The organism is Vibrio sp. 1562 (genome assembly GCF_033340155.1).
Taxonomy (GTDB): Bacteria; Pseudomonadota; Gammaproteobacteria; order Enterobacterales; family Vibrionaceae; genus Vibrio; species Vibrio alginolyticus.
Map to the genome: position 1 here is coordinate 196819 of NZ_JAWOVY010000003.1, position 14030 is coordinate 210848.

The window sequence follows — 14030 nt, forward strand, 5'->3', positions numbered from 1 at the left end:
GACCAAGGAGACATTCATGGATTTTCGATCAGATACCGTTACACAGCCCACCCAAGCCATGCGAGAAGCCATGTTTAAGGCCCCCGTTGGGGATGATGTTTATGGTGATGACCCTACGGTCAATGAGCTTGAAAAATTTGCTGCGCAGCTTGCTGGTTTCGAAGCAGCTTTGTTTACCACTTCAGGCACTCAAGCCAATCTGCTCGGTTTAATGGCGCATTGCGAGCGGGGAGATGAATATCTATGTGGGCAACAAGCACATAACTACAAATACGAAGCTGGTGGCGCGGCGGTTTTGGGATCAATTCAACCTCAACCAGTCGAAAATAACCCAGATGGCACGCTACCATTTGATAAACTGGCTGCTGCGATTAAACCAGATGATTATCACTTTGCTCGCACTAAGCTTCTCAGCTTGGAAAACACAATTAATGGTAAAGTACTACCTCTGTCTTACTTAGCAGAAGCACGTGACTTCGTGAATAAACATAACTTGCAGATGCATCTAGATGGCGCTCGCGTTTTTAACGCAGCCGTTGCACTTGATGTTCCGGTAAAAGAGATCGGTCAGTACTTTGATTCAATGACGATCTGTCTGTCGAAAGGTCTGGCTGCCCCTGTTGGCTCGCTACTACTTGGTAGCAAAGACTACATCGCAAAAGCACGTCGCTTAAGAAAGATGGTCGGCGGTGGTATGCGTCAAGCGGGTATTCTTGCCGCAGCAGGCAAACTTGCCCTTACCGAACAAGTGGAACAGCTAAAACAAGATCACATCAACGCAAAAACCTTAGCGGAAGGTTTAGCAGAACTGCCTGGTTTTTCAGTCAACCCTGAATTTGTTCAAACGAACATCGTGTTCGCGAAGCTTGATCCTCAAGTGGACATAGTAAGTATCGCTGCGAAACTAAAGGAACAAAACATCACGATAACCCCTGGAAATCCAATTCGTTTTGTAACTCATAAAGATATTTCAGCGAAAGACATCGACACTTTCTTATCAAGTATAAAATCTCTACTTTAATTTGATTTTGATCATTGAGCTTCCCCTAAGGGGAAGCTTTATTGTATCGGCATGATTTTTAGCGAATAGATAACCTCCATGCTCAGATTTGTACTTCTAATCTCTTTTATTTTCTCTTCCGCTATCCATGCCGAGCCGTTTGGTGATGCTGATAAAGGTAAAATCAAATCACCTAGCTGTGTCTATTGTCACGGTGTTACAGGCATCGCAACGAACAACACCTATCCAAGCCTTGCTGGTCAAAATGCTCAGTACCTTTACAATGCAATGAAATCTTATCAAGCCGGTGAGCGTAAAGGGCCACTTGCAGAAATGATGGCAGCACAGTTAAAAATGTTAAATGATGAAGACCTTCGTGATGTCGCTGCTTTTTATGCAGAACAGACAGAAATCAAGTGATTAGATCACCTGTAGATGTACTATGAAAGCTCGTGAATCATCCAAACTCAACACATATTGAAACATTAACCCAACATTTGACCACAAAACAATCAAATTAACTTCACTTCAAATATTTGATGAATTTATAGTTCAACATAAGCATTAATATTGACTTTTTATTCTATTTTATCGATATTTCATGCTTTATTGAATTTGACGTGAAGTAAGTTATGTCTCACACACATGCGCAACCAGCAGACTCGGTTGCTACCCCTAAGTCGTGGCAGATGCCAGATACCCTCATTTTGATCTTCATTGTTGGTATTCTTGCTGCGATTCTTACCTACTTAATTCCTGCTGGTCATTTTGATAGCCAACAGGTGACCTACATGGTCGACGGTGCAGAAAAAACTCGCACAGTTATCGATCCTTCTTCTTTCTCTTATGCAACCGACGAAAACGGTGAACTGGTTTACAACAAGGTTGGCCTGTTTGCTTCTGGTGGTGGCATTGGTCTGATGAACTTCCCTTTCGAAGGGCTAGTTTCTGGCTCTAAATGGGGCAGCGCAATCGGCGTGATTATGTTCATGTTGGTTATCGGCGGTGCTTTCGGCGTTGTAATGCGCACAGGCACAATCGATAACGGTATCCTGCGCCTTATCGATAAGACCAAAGGTAACGAAGCGCTATTCATTCCAGTGCTATTTTTGCTGTTCTCGCTAGGCGGTGCGGTATTTGGTATGGGTGAAGAAGCCGTAGCGTTTGCGATTATTATCGCGCCGCTTATGGTTCGCCTTGGTTATGATGGTATCACTACGGTAATGGTTACCTATGTTGCGACTCAAATTGGCTTCGCTACTTCTTGGATGAACCCTTTTTCCGTAGCTATTGCGCAAGGCATTGCGGGTGTACCTGTTTTATCCGGCATGACAGTACGCATGGGGTTATGGGCTGGCTTTACGTTAATCGGTATCGCTTTCACAATGATCTACGCCGCTCGTGTGAAGTCAAATCCTAAACTTTCTTACAGCCATCGCACAGACCAGTATTTCCGTCAGCAAGAGCTTGGCAATCAAGATTCTCGTTGGAACCTAGGTGACACACTCGTTATCCTTACGGTTATTGCGACCACGGTGTGGGTTGTTTGGGGCGTAGTCGCTAACGCATGGTACATCCCAGAAATCGCGTCTCAATTTTTCACTATGGGCTTTGTTGTCGCGATCATCGGTACGATTTTCCGCCTAAACGGTATGACGCTAAACTGCGCAGCTGATGCATTTAAAGAAGGTGCAGCTATTATGCTTGCACCTGCCCTATTAGTGGGTTGTGCAAAAGGTGTATTGTTGATCCTTGGTGGTGGTACAACTGATGAAGCGAGTGTACTGAACTCAATTCTAAACAGTGCTGGCGGCGTGATTAGCGGGCTTCCTGACGTGGCTGCGGCATGGTTAATGTATGTATTCCAATCTATCTTCAACTTCTTCGTCACTTCGGGCTCTGGACAAGCGGCACTGACGATGCCTCTACTGGCCCCTCTGGCAGACATTGCAGGAGTTACGCGCCAAGTGGCAGTTTTGTCATTCCAACTTGGCGATGGCTTTACTAACGTTATCGTCCCTACTTCGGCATCTCTCATGGCAACGCTTGGTGTCTGCCGTATCGACTGGGGTGACTGGGCAAAATTCTGCTGGCGATTTATTCTATTACTCTTTACCCTATCAAGTATCGTCGTTATCGCAGCTCATATTATGGGTTTTGCGTAAAACGAAACCAATTGGTAATTAAGGCGAGACATGTTCTCGCCTTATTAATATTCATGGTATGACGACGCTAAGGTTTTAGATTAGCTTATGGTTTTGGAGTGGTAACTTTAATGGCAACACAATTTCTCGATGACGTGATTCAAGGTCATCAAGTGATTCAGTCTCTCAATGTAGCAGACCTAAATTCGGGCGAGCATAAGTTTTGGTTTCGCATCGCAACGAATGCTCTCTCTCAGTGGCAACACCTACCTGTGCTAGTGTTCAAAGGTGAAAAACCTGGCAAGAAGATCATGATTACCGCAGGGGTTCATGGTGATGAGTACAATGGTGTGTTAGCAGCGCAGAAAACTGCTCGAGAGCTCATCGGCACTGAAGTCGCTGGTACTGTCACTATTGTTCCAACCATTAACATGCCTGGTATGCTAAACCACAGCCGCGATTTCTATTCCGCAGACCCTGATGCGTCTCCTGCAAACTTAAACCGCTTTTTTCCTGGTGACCAAAACGGCAATGAGGCCCAACGTTACTTATATGCATTGTGGAATGATTTGCTCAAGCCAAATGCTGATTTAGCCATTGACCTTCACACTCAAACCAGTGGTGCGGCCTATCCACTTTACGTGTTTGCAGATTTCCGAATCGAGCAATCATTAGAAATGGCTCGCCTCATTAATCCTGATGCGATTTTAAATGATCCTGGAGATGCTGGCGTCCTTGAAACGGTCTGGAATAACCATGGTGTCCCAAGTATTACTGTTGAAGTAGGTATGGGGCGATATACCGAGCAAGAACTTATCAGTCGAACTGTAACAGGCATTTTTAATGTGCTGAAAAAGCATAACATTGTTGAAGGTGATATGGACCCTATTACGTCATGCTTGGAAGGAAACGAAATCATCAGTGTGAAAGCGACACACGGCGGCTTTGTACTGCCTCATGTCAGTTTGATGAATTTTGTCGAGCAAGGCCAACTTCTTGCGATTCAATACGACAGCTTTGGCGCTGAGATTAAACGCTACACCGCCCCAACAAGCGGCACAGTACTTAGCCACAATGTTGAATCTATTCGAGCACCAGGTTCCCTGATCGTTCGTTTGATTAAGTAAACCATAACCGTTTGTTGATAGATCAACCTTTCGACGCTCACTCAAATTTATATAAGCCCCATCACGAGTAATCACAAATGATGGGGCTATATCCATTTTGACCACATTGAGTTACGCGGTAACAAATTACTGTTAAGCGAAATGACAAACTGAGCTCTTAATTAGGAAGCTTCCCCTCTGTCCGCTTTTTCAGCCACGCTGATGAACTTAAAGCTGTCTTTGTTTCTCTTGTTCAACAAAAATGAGCTCGTCTATAGCGAAACCTTTCTCTTTAGCTACGTACTTAAAGCGCTCCACTACTTTCTCATCAACGTTAGGCGTTCTAGACAGTAGCCACAAATAGTCGTGGTTGTAACCGGAAACAAACGCATAGTCATAGTTTTCACCTAGCTCAAAAACAATGTAAGAAGAGTATATTGGCCCAAAAAAGGAAACCTTTAAGTGTCCAACCGTTTTATCTTCAACAAAATAAGCTTTGCCTTCAGCTTCTGACCACTGTCGCTCTTCTTCGGAATATCCACGGTTTATCACCTTAACCCCACCATCCTCGCGAACCTGATACTCAGCGGTAACGTTGGATAAGCCTCGCTCAAATGAATGGTCTAGGCGTGCAATTTCGTACCACTTACCTAGATATGGCTCTAAATCGAAATTATTCACGGGTTCCACCCCATCCGGCTTCGAGGTACAACCAAATAAAGTTGCAAGTGACAAAAGTAAAAATATTTTTATCGATTTCATACAACACCTAAATTTTAATTAGTGATTGATTTTACTCTAGAAGATAACAAATCGATCACTAAGCCGCACCATCGCCCTAATAGGGACACATCACAATTCTTCATCATCAATAGCGCGCTGAACACCGAAACCTCGTCATCTCAGCAAATCGTTAACAAGATTGCTCTATTTTTGACTTACAAGCTGACCATGCTTGTATATTTTGTCAGCATTTAACCCTATGCATATAGAAACTTTGCACAACATAGACATTCGTAGGCATATCACCCTCCTATAATACGTTGCGTTATAGACAGAGGTTATTGTTATGAAATTAAAAACAGTGTCAGTTTGTGCACTTTTGGTGTTACTTGCAGGTTGTCAGCAGGAAAAGCCGAGCGAAACGACACAATTAACGACCTCGGCAGATGTATGTAATGCACAAGGAAACATGCCAGGTGGGTGGAATGAGTTTAACGCGACCCCTGATGCACAAAAGGCAATGGCCTTTGTTTTAAAGAAAATGGACACAATAGCGTCGTTTAAACAAATACTGAATGTTCACGCGCAAATCGTTAGTGGCGTCAACTATGCTATTGAGTTTGAATTGGATGATGGCTCTGTTTGGAACACGATTGTTTATCGCAACCTCGATGGCGAATATGCGATTACCCAATCGCCAAAAGAAGGCCACTTTTGCGAACAGTAGCGACTTAGTCAGAAAGCCCCAACATTAGGGGCTTTTTGATCTAACAGTAGTCACTGAATTAGACAGCGAAGCGACATTGAGATTTAATCGACACCGTTGAACCAAGTCTTGATGGTTCTACATCAATCCTCTGCGCCATTTGTTCTTTCAACTCAGAAACGTGAGAAATAACACCGATCATGCGCCCAGTCTGTTGCAGGTCCACTAGCGTTTGAATAGCAAGATCTAAAGACTCTGGGTCTAAACTACCGAAGCCCTCATCAATAAATAAAGTGTCTAAACGAATACCGCCACTATAGGATTGCACAACATCCGACAAACCAAGTGCCAGAGCAAGCGCTGCCATAAATGATTCACCGCCGGAAAGTGTCGCAACATCACGCGTTTTTCCTGTGTAGCCATCTTCAACCATTAAATCTAAGCCGCGACCCGCAGCGCCTTTGAAGCCCTCTGTTTTTCGAGCAAGAATATAGCGCCCTTTACTCATAAGGCTTAAGCGTTGAGAGGCCTGAATCAGCACATCATCCAACAGTACACCAAGAACAAAGCGATGTAGGCTAACCCTGCTGCCTGTTTTACCGCTAGCAACGTCGTACAACGTACCAAAGACTTTGTATTCTTCTTCTAACTTACTATTTTTCTCATGCAACACGGCAATATCTTTACGAACCTTTTCAAGACGTTCAAATATTGAGCGTGTGGTATCAAGTTGATTCCTTACTTCAATATATTGCGCCTGCAGAGTGGTTAACCTATCGTTAAACGACTCTAAATTAGGCCTTTCAAGATCTTTCAATGCATGATTTAAATCATGTAGTGTTTGCTCAAGCTTGGTTTGTGCCTGTTTGAAGCTGTCTATTTCTTGCTGCCAGGCTTGAAGTTCATCATCTCCCACTCGACTACTTAGATAATGGCTTTCATCCTCAAATTTACTCGCCTGTAGTGCCTCATTCCACGCTAATTCTGCTTGGCTAAGTTTTTGCTCTGACTCAGATAACCACTGCTTGTTCGTCGCTAAGTGACTTTCCGCATTTGATTTCTCCAATATCGCTTGCTGCAAAGCGGTTTGCGCCTTTTCTAAGCCTGTGTTCAAACTCAGAATTTGCTCTTTTGTCAGCAAAATTTCACGTTCAAGCAAGTCAGCGGAACTGTATTTTGGGTCAATAGAAGCTTGTAATTGAGCCAATTGTTCTTGGTTCGCTTTAACGGTTGATTCATTTGCCGCCATTTTATTCTGCAGCTCATGAATTTTATTTTCACCCACGACGCAGCGTTGATTAAGCTGTTCAACGTTCTTTTCTAGCTTTTCAATATCAATAGCTTGTAGACGTAGGAGTTGAGCATTGATCGCTTGCAAATCATTTTGAACCGTCGAGATCTCAGATGTAGCATACTCACCCAACTCCTCTTTCAACTGGTTACACTGATTCTGATACTGACTAATGACAACGTTATGTTGTTCTAGCTGATTGCTTAGTTGGTTCAACAAGGTTTGAGCTTCTCGCTCTTTAGCTCTAGCCGCCTGAACTTGCTCTTTTGTAACGGCTTCTTCAACAAACGTTGCGGGGTTAGGATGCGTTTCGCTACCACACACCGGGCATGCTTCACCTGCTTTTAGTCGCTGCGCTAATACTGCCGCTTGAGCGTTGTGCCACTTAAGCTCTATCGTATCAGCGGCTTGTTGACGCTGCATATAGCGCTGACTGGCTTCGTGTAGTGACTGCTGCTTGCCTACAGTTAGCGCATTGAGTTTAGAGAGCTCTAAAGTAAGATCATGCAGCTTTTGTAGATCCTGTAACAGCCGTTGTTTTTGTTTTATTTCCGCATCGATGCTGCCAATAAGCGCAACATCAACTCGTGCTTTCTCTAGCTCCTTCTGTCCCTGCTGGGCCTGTAACGTTAACTTATCTTTTAGTTCTATGTACTGTTTTAACGTTGCTTCAAATTGTTGTTTTTGTTGATAACCCGCCGTTATTTTACTTTCCAAATTGTCTTTCTCGACCAACTTGTTTTTCATACTTTCAAGCTGATACTGCAGTTGCGTTAACTGCGGGACCTTTGCCGCTGCCTCTTTTGCACTTTGCTGCAAGTTTTCTTGTTCTCTCGCAACGACATTAGCTTTTTCGAGACTCTCTTCCAAAGCTACGATTTTTTGCCTAAGCTCTTGCGTTTGAGCTTTTGCATTTTGTAATGAGATGTAGGGCAACTCTATCTTATTGGCATTTTTAGCGTTTTCTAATTGCTGTTGACGAGCTTTTATCGAATCTGCGTGTTCTAGATGCAGCTTGAGTGCGCTTTCTGCTTGCTCTCGTTTCGAAAACTCTCCATTCAAGGTTTCCGCTTTTTGCAATTCAGATTTAGCAGTATTGAGCTTATCTAACGCTGCTTGCTCATTCTTTTTATCAGACTCTAATTGCTTAGTTACTTGTTCCAGTTGTTGTAATAGTTCTTGTTCAGAACTCGCTTCTGCAACTTGTAAAGCACCTCGAATTTGATTATCAAATTCGCCTTTCGCTTTACTAATTGCACTCGCTTTATCTTTGAGCGCGTACTCAATTTTTTTATATATGTCAGTTTGAAAGAGCTGGCCAAAAATTTCTTCACGCTCTTTAGAGCTAGCAAGCAACAGTTCTCGGAATTTTCCTTGAGGCAACACCATAACTTGACGAAATTGAGTTTCATTCAAGCCAATAATATTGCTAACTTCAGTTTTAACCTGAGTCGTCTTGCTGGTGATAAGCGTTTCAGTCTCACCGAGTTCATAAAGAGCCGCAGTGTGCTTTTTAATCGTCATCCCTTCACCACGGGCCTTGGGCGCTTCCTGCTCAGGGGATCGAACAACTCGGTATTGTTTGCCGTGTAACGAAAATTCGAGAACTACTTCGGTTGGTAAGTCTTGCGCGGATAAGTCACACCGCATCTGAATACCTTGTCGCTCATTACCTGTGGTTTCACCATAAAGGGCGAAGCAAATGGCATCTAAGATCGACGTTTTACCGGAACCTGTAGGACCATTAATCAAAAATAGAGGGTTACTGCCAAGCTTCTCAAAATGAATGATTTCAGTTTTTGCAAACGGACCAAAGGCTTGCATGGTTAGTTTAATTGGTTTCATCTTTGGTCCCTATTGCTGTGATAATTGCTTAATAATGTCAGTAACAGCTTGCTTTTGCTCTTTAGACAACTGGCTATCTTGCGCCTCAATAAAAAAATCTCCGAACATATCAATTTCGCTTCGCGCCAACTTTGCTTGCGCCATTTCCTGCTCTACCCCAATTAACATGCCAGGTTTCTCAAGGTGTAAAACGTTTGGATACACTGAACGAAGTTTTTCCATTGGGTTTAAAATCGCATGTTTATCCATCAAACGAACTAACAAATAATCTTCATTCTTGGGGTCTGTTTTCCCTTGCTCAATAACTTTATCCAGCTCGCCCTCTACAATACGCATTTCATGAGGAGCCGTAAGATCAATATGCTTTGCAGAAACGAATCCTTTCTTGTCCAGTTCAACTAACGTGAAACCTTTTCTCTGGTTCTGTTCACCAAAGCTATACTTCATGAGAGAGCCAGAGTAACGGATATGCTCTGCGCCTTTCTTTTGAGGCTGATGCAAATGACCAAGTGCGACGTAGTCAAAATCTAAGAAGTGTTCATGACTCACGCGATCAGAACCACCAATAGATAATGGTCGTTCAGAGTCTGACTCGATAGCCCCATCAACAAAACAGTGACTCACGAGCACGCGCTTTTGCTTAGAGATAAAGCGCTCTTTAATTTGCTCAACAAGCAATTGATGAGCCTCATCATGAGTGGATACCGAGGCTTTGTAGGCAAACCTGACCTGTTCAGGGTCGTTATAAGGCATACCATAAAACGCGACCTCGTCCGCAGAGTCCGTTTTTATGATGATGGGAGTGAGCATATCTTCAAAGTTGCTAACAATATGGAGACCTGCATTTTTCATTTGCTCTGAGCCGAAACCTAGCCTTTCTGCACCATCATGGTTGCCAGATATAAATATCATTGGTGTTTCTAACTCGGTACAAATGCGTTTCACGACTCGATCTAACAGTTCTATTGCAACCGTTGGTGGCACCGAACGGTCATAGATATCTCCCGCCACTACAACTGCATCGACGGGGTTGCGTTCAATATAGTTAATCAGTTGTTCGAGTACTGCTTGTTGATCTTCGAGTAGTGATACGTTGTGGAATTGTCGACCAAGATGCCAATCTGAGGTGTGGATAAACTTCATTCGAATTCACTTTCCGCCAATTCTATGAGTAGGCTTGCTTCTGTCAGAGTCCATGTACCGTTTATAAAAAGGAATGCGTCACGGGTGGGATCTCGAACAAGCCAAAACTCAAGTTATTTTATATCGGTAAGGATATCTTGAGTCGAACAGCTTTTCATGTGGTTTGTGTTCTATGGCTGGCTATTTAATCAGAAAGCGAGAAGAACACTGTAAAAACGCGGTGAGCAAAGCTATTTTGAAAAGCAAGCTGCGCCTAGTCATTCTCCAAACATCATTAAAGGGCCAGTTTCGAGTCAATCCCCCATAACATTTGCATCACTAAAACCTCAGCTACTAGAAGGAAAAGCAATAGCCAGACCTATTCGCTACGCCAATTGTATATTACTCCTACCGCATAGCCATCTGGCTCGATGTCGGCTTGCAAAACGTGAAAGTCTGGGCAGGGGCTGCTTCTTTGAAGCTCATCAATCACTAACGCTTTTAAAACTCCGCCACATGCACCCAATCCGCCAAGTTTTATATCAACAAATTGATACTGAGTTTGATCGGTCACCCACGGAGACAAGAATTGCATTGAGTTTAACCATTGCGGCTCTTCCTCATTAACGGATAAATACAATTGACTGAGTGGATGTTCACAACTTACTCCTAATTGCTTAAACACCTTGTCCACGGCGATGCGTTGTTGTTTGGCATCTAAATCAATTCGAACAACATCAGGCACAAGACCTGAATGTCGAAAAAAACACTTGGTTAAAATGATAGAGCTTTGAGGTTTGACATGCCCTTCTACATCGCTCGTAACCTCTATAGCCAGTATCCAAGTCGCTTGCGTTTCATTAACTTCACGATTTATCCGATTTAGTGCCATCAAAAATGCAGCTTGGCCATAAGGATAAAAGTAAATTTCAGTATTGACAGTTTGGCCAACGAAAATAGAAAGCTCGCTTATCAATGCTTTAAGCAAGCTTTTGTCTACCGAAGATGGTAAAAGAACACAGAGATTCCCTTTGATATCAACTTGCTCAAGACTCTCGCGCTCAGAGCGCACGAGGCTTAATATATGCTCATCTATTGATTGAGCAAAGTCAGGGGGTCGGATTTCCTCGGACAATCTAAAAGAATCATCAGCTATCTCGCGAACGGTGTGTGAACGGCCATTAAAGGATAGAAGATGCGTTTGAAATGCGAGTGGCATCTAGCCTCCGATTAAAACCGTAGGCATACCAGATAGAATTTTGCCACCATGAGACGTTGAATCGCCGACTCTTGCGGCTGGTTTACCGTTGATTGTTACGCTAGAAGAACCTGCTGAGATACTATCCGGAGGACCGATACAAATAAGCTTGTCGCCTTGTCTTGCCGCAGGTATCCCGCCAATCGTTACGTTTGGTGAACCAACAACGACGGGACCACCGACATGCGGTATCTTTCCTGTTTTTTTAGGGCAAAGATGAAAGCTGCCCAAAATTGCGGCTGGTTTACCCACTTTAAATCACCTTAGTTCAATGAAATTTGCCCAGCTTTAAGAGCAATAGCTGAGCCGTTAATGGATATTTTATTACCTTTGATATTGATTTCTCCAGAGCTAGACATCTGAATAGAAGCACCACCTACTTTGATCTCGACGCTCTTTCCTGCATTAAAAGACAGTACTTCACCCGTTTCATTCGAAAAGTTTTTACCTACTTTCAAGCTCGCGTTCTGACCAACCTCTTGATTAACATCATTGGTCACTTTTTCGGTTTTACTGTTTTCAACGGCGATATCAACACAGTCTTCAACTAGCATTTGGAACAGTTTTTCAGCATGAAGATAAATGTGCTCTTCACCAGGCTTATCATCGAAGCGCAACTCATTAAAATTGGATGTACCTTTTTGTACAGAGCGTGATTTATAACCACTCTGAGAACTTTGCTCTGGTAAAGCGTAAGGAGGGAGTTGACTACCGTTATATAGTGACCCCGTAACGATTGGTTGATCAGGGTCTCCGTTGACAAACTCGACGATGACCTCTTGTCCGACTCTAGGGTGAAACACCGACCCCCATCCGTTACCTGCGATATTTTGCGCAACACGAATCCAACATGAACTATTTACATCGTATTTACCAACACGGTCCCAGTGAAACTGAACTTTGATACGGCCATGTTTGTCTATGTAAATTTCACCATCTTTGTTCCCCGTAACTATTGCAGTTTGCAAACCTTTCATCTGAGGTTTCGGATAGTTAACTGAAGGACGAAGGATTGTCTTTGAGTCAACACAACTAAACGAGACTTTGACACCTTGCGCACCGGTGCCACCTTGACCAGTCTGGTTATAAACAGCAGCAGACAAAAAAACAGAAGACAGTACATATTCTTTGCCAACTCGAGATTTATCTTCATGTTTTTTAAACTTGAAGCACTTGCCTACGCTGAATGTTCTGCACGTAGCCTCGCCACGACACAAATATGCATTTTGCTGTAGTGCTTCTATTGCATGCGTGTTTCTCAGTGCGTATTGATCATTGCTCTCCATTTCACCCATGTATTCAAAATACTCGCTTTCAGGCACTGTAAAAAAATCACTTTCACCCTTTGCAGTATTTTTAGGATTCGAAGAAGGCTTGAGCATGTTATAGCCTGACTTTTGACTCGCTTTAGTAGTCAGAATTTGCGTTTCATGCCAAGAAGAAATGTGGCTAGATTTCGCCGTACCTGTATCAAAATCGACTAAAAACTCAGTACCCGGCTTATAAAAACTGATGTCATCAAAAATATTGAGCGTATGGGCAGACTTAGTATGTGTAAAAAAAAATGATAGCCCCTCTTCCGATAACAGACGTCGAACAAATTCAAGATCTGATTCTTCATATTGTACTTTGTACGTGTATTTAGGATAGGACTTGGTTAGCTCAAAACTAAAGGCAACACTATGCTCCGATAGTACTTCAGAGATAATTTCCTTTATATCTTTATGCTGAAATATTCTGCAATTTTTTCGATATTCAGCGAAACGTAATTTAGGCTCTATTAATAATTCTATGTTTTTATAATTTTCGCCTTTATGTGTATTAGAAACCCTTTTCCCTTCTAATCTTGCAGCAGAAACGTAACCATGCATATAACGAGGATTTGAAGAAACATCCTCATTATTTTCAAGGGTAATGGTAACTTCCTTACCAATAATTTCGTTTAACTCACTTCGTTGATCATTAAAGTAAGCTTTAGCACGCAATGAAAAAAGTTCTGAGATCTCTTCTTTATACTCAAACGAGTTTAGTATGATGGCATCTTTACCGAATGGGGAAGAAATTCGGATGAAATTGTTATCTTGAGTTGCTCTTTTCATTAAATACTTCTTTCAAAAAAATGCGGAGGAATACTCCCCCGCATGAAAATTACATTTGTTGACCTTTAACACCGCTGTAGCCGTATACCAATGGAGCAGAAGTGTTGTTCTTATCGTCAGTAGGAGTCACTGTCATCATCATTTCTGTGTAAGAAATTGTGATAGTTTCAACTGGACGATCGTCTTGGATAGAAACTGAGTAGTTAGAAATCATCGCATCAGTCAGTTCGATCTTCATGATCTCTTCAACCTTCTCACCCTGCTTAGTAATATGGAAAACCGCTGGTTTACCTTTACCAATCGTCGCTTCTTTAAATAAGTCAGGAGAAGAACGGTCTTGAAGTTTAGTGATAGTCAAATCATATAGACGAGTAGCGCTCGCTTCACGGTCCATCGCTGTACCAGTGTATGATGAGATCTCACGACCTACACTCCAATCTACAGATAGTAGTGTAATCAAATCTTTGTATTGCTCGGCTGTTGCCTCACCCTTAATATCTGCGTATTTAAGATACGTATTAGACTGCATGCTAATCTCCTATAGCATTATTAATTGACATATATCGTAGTAATTTAATTATCTGACGTTTGGTGATAATTAGTGATTAATGTATCAAAAACTTCATTTTAAATACGCCCTGTTATATCTTTAAATAAGATTTAATTTAAGCGTTTTTTATAAAAAATAATAGTTAATATGAACCAACTCCCAATTATTATTGAGAGTGTAAAGGAT

The 14030-nt window shown here is 42.4% G+C and carries 12 protein-coding genes; 5 read left to right on the top strand and 7 right to left on the bottom strand.

Annotated elements, in window-relative coordinates:
- Positions 1 to 16: 16 nt before the first annotated feature.
- The 4 genes from ltaE to R7Z49_RS04400 all read left to right on the top strand — a co-directional run bounded on the left by ltaE (position 17) and on the right by R7Z49_RS04400 (position 4271).
- Positions 17 to 1021 carry a low-specificity L-threonine aldolase gene (ltaE, locus tag R7Z49_RS04385; RefSeq protein WP_025767724.1) on the top strand — a complete coding sequence of 335 codons (1005 nt, stop codon included), beginning with the start codon at positions 17 to 19 and terminating at the stop codon, positions 1019 to 1021.
- 78 nt (positions 1022 to 1099) lie between these two features.
- Positions 1100 to 1420: a c-type cytochrome gene (locus R7Z49_RS04390; RefSeq protein WP_017633643.1), complete on the top strand. Its 321-nt coding sequence runs from the start codon at positions 1100 to 1102 to the stop codon at positions 1418 to 1420.
- A gap of 212 nt (positions 1421 to 1632) precedes the next feature.
- Positions 1633 to 3165 carry a putative basic amino acid antiporter YfcC gene (yfcC, locus tag R7Z49_RS04395; protein ID WP_005387492.1) on the top strand — a complete coding sequence of 511 codons (1533 nt, stop codon included), beginning with the start codon at positions 1633 to 1635 and terminating at the stop codon, positions 3163 to 3165.
- A 110-nt stretch (positions 3166 to 3275) separates the two neighbouring features.
- Positions 3276 to 4271: a succinylglutamate desuccinylase/aspartoacylase family protein gene (locus R7Z49_RS04400; protein ID WP_258641607.1), complete on the top strand. Its 996-nt coding sequence runs from the start codon at positions 3276 to 3278 to the stop codon at positions 4269 to 4271.
- 207 nt (positions 4272 to 4478) lie between these two features.
- On the opposite strand, the gene R7Z49_RS04405 is transcribed toward R7Z49_RS04400, so the two are convergent.
- The gene (locus tag R7Z49_RS04405; protein WP_017820207.1) at positions 4479 to 5012 is read right to left on the bottom strand and encodes a lipocalin family protein; all 534 of its coding nucleotides are present in this window, start codon (positions 5010 to 5012) and stop codon (positions 4479 to 4481) included.
- Positions 5013 to 5319: 307 nt separating this feature from the next.
- Between R7Z49_RS04405 and R7Z49_RS04410 the strand changes: the two genes are divergently transcribed.
- Positions 5320 to 5700, top strand: coding sequence for a cystatin domain-containing protein (locus R7Z49_RS04410; protein ID WP_005387498.1), 381 nt, complete (start codon positions 5320 to 5322; stop codon positions 5698 to 5700).
- A gap of 58 nt (positions 5701 to 5758) precedes the next feature.
- Here R7Z49_RS04410 and R7Z49_RS04415 read toward each other — a convergent pair whose 3' ends face one another.
- The 6 genes from R7Z49_RS04415 to R7Z49_RS04440 form a co-directional block, all read right to left on the bottom strand.
- Complete coding sequence (locus R7Z49_RS04415) at positions 5759 to 8815, bottom strand: AAA family ATPase (RefSeq protein ID WP_115386666.1); 3057 nt, start codon at positions 8813 to 8815, stop codon at positions 5759 to 5761.
- A 9-nt stretch (positions 8816 to 8824) separates the two neighbouring features.
- The gene (locus R7Z49_RS04420) at positions 8825 to 9958 is read right to left on the bottom strand and encodes an exonuclease SbcCD subunit D (RefSeq protein WP_186585265.1); all 1134 of its coding nucleotides are present in this window, start codon (positions 9956 to 9958) and stop codon (positions 8825 to 8827) included.
- 358 nt (positions 9959 to 10316) lie between these two features.
- Positions 10317 to 11156, bottom strand: coding sequence for a hypothetical protein (locus tag R7Z49_RS04425; protein ID WP_054578967.1), 840 nt, complete (start codon positions 11154 to 11156; stop codon positions 10317 to 10319).
- Positions 11157 to 11447, bottom strand: coding sequence for a PAAR domain-containing protein (locus R7Z49_RS04430; protein WP_005375969.1), 291 nt, complete (start codon positions 11445 to 11447; stop codon positions 11157 to 11159).
- An 11-nt stretch (positions 11448 to 11458) separates the two neighbouring features.
- Positions 11459 to 13294, bottom strand: coding sequence for a type VI secretion system tip protein TssI/VgrG (gene tssI / locus R7Z49_RS04435; protein ID WP_186585264.1), 1836 nt, complete (start codon positions 13292 to 13294; stop codon positions 11459 to 11461).
- 49 nt (positions 13295 to 13343) lie between these two features.
- Entirely contained in the window at positions 13344 to 13823 is a 480-nt protein-coding gene (locus R7Z49_RS04440) for an Hcp family type VI secretion system effector (protein ID WP_005375967.1), read from the bottom strand.
- Between the last annotated feature and the right edge of the window lie 207 nt (positions 13824 to 14030).

What these genes read in the sequence shown, in the direction of transcription:
- ltaE (WP_025767724.1), top strand. Translation starts at nt 17, where the DNA reads ATGGATTTTCGATCAGATACCGTTACACAGCCCACCCAAGCCATGCGA.
- R7Z49_RS04390 (WP_017633643.1), top strand. Translation starts at nt 1,100, where the DNA reads ATGCTCAGATTTGTACTTCTAATCTCTTTTATTTTCTCTTCCGCTATC.
- yfcC (WP_005387492.1), top strand. Translation starts at nt 1,633, where the DNA reads ATGTCTCACACACATGCGCAACCAGCAGACTCGGTTGCTACCCCTAAG.
- R7Z49_RS04400 (WP_258641607.1), top strand. Translation starts at nt 3,276, where the DNA reads ATGGCAACACAATTTCTCGATGACGTGATTCAAGGTCATCAAGTGATT.
- R7Z49_RS04405 (WP_017820207.1), bottom strand. Translation starts at nt 5,012, where the DNA reads ATGAAATCGATAAAAATATTTTTACTTTTGTCACTTGCAACTTTATTT.
- R7Z49_RS04410 (WP_005387498.1), top strand. Translation starts at nt 5,320, where the DNA reads ATGAAATTAAAAACAGTGTCAGTTTGTGCACTTTTGGTGTTACTTGCA.
- R7Z49_RS04415 (WP_115386666.1), bottom strand. Translation starts at nt 8,815, where the DNA reads ATGAAACCAATTAAACTAACCATGCAAGCCTTTGGTCCGTTTGCAAAA.
- R7Z49_RS04420 (WP_186585265.1), bottom strand. Translation starts at nt 9,958, where the DNA reads ATGAAGTTTATCCACACCTCAGATTGGCATCTTGGTCGACAATTCCAC.
- R7Z49_RS04425 (WP_054578967.1), bottom strand. Translation starts at nt 11,156, where the DNA reads ATGCCACTCGCATTTCAAACGCATCTTCTATCCTTTAATGGCCGTTCA.
- tssI (WP_186585264.1), bottom strand. Translation starts at nt 13,294, where the DNA reads ATGAAAAGAGCAACTCAAGATAACAATTTCATCCGAATTTCTTCCCCA.
- R7Z49_RS04440 (WP_005375967.1), bottom strand. Translation starts at nt 13,823, where the DNA reads ATGCAGTCTAATACGTATCTTAAATACGCAGATATTAAGGGTGAGGCA.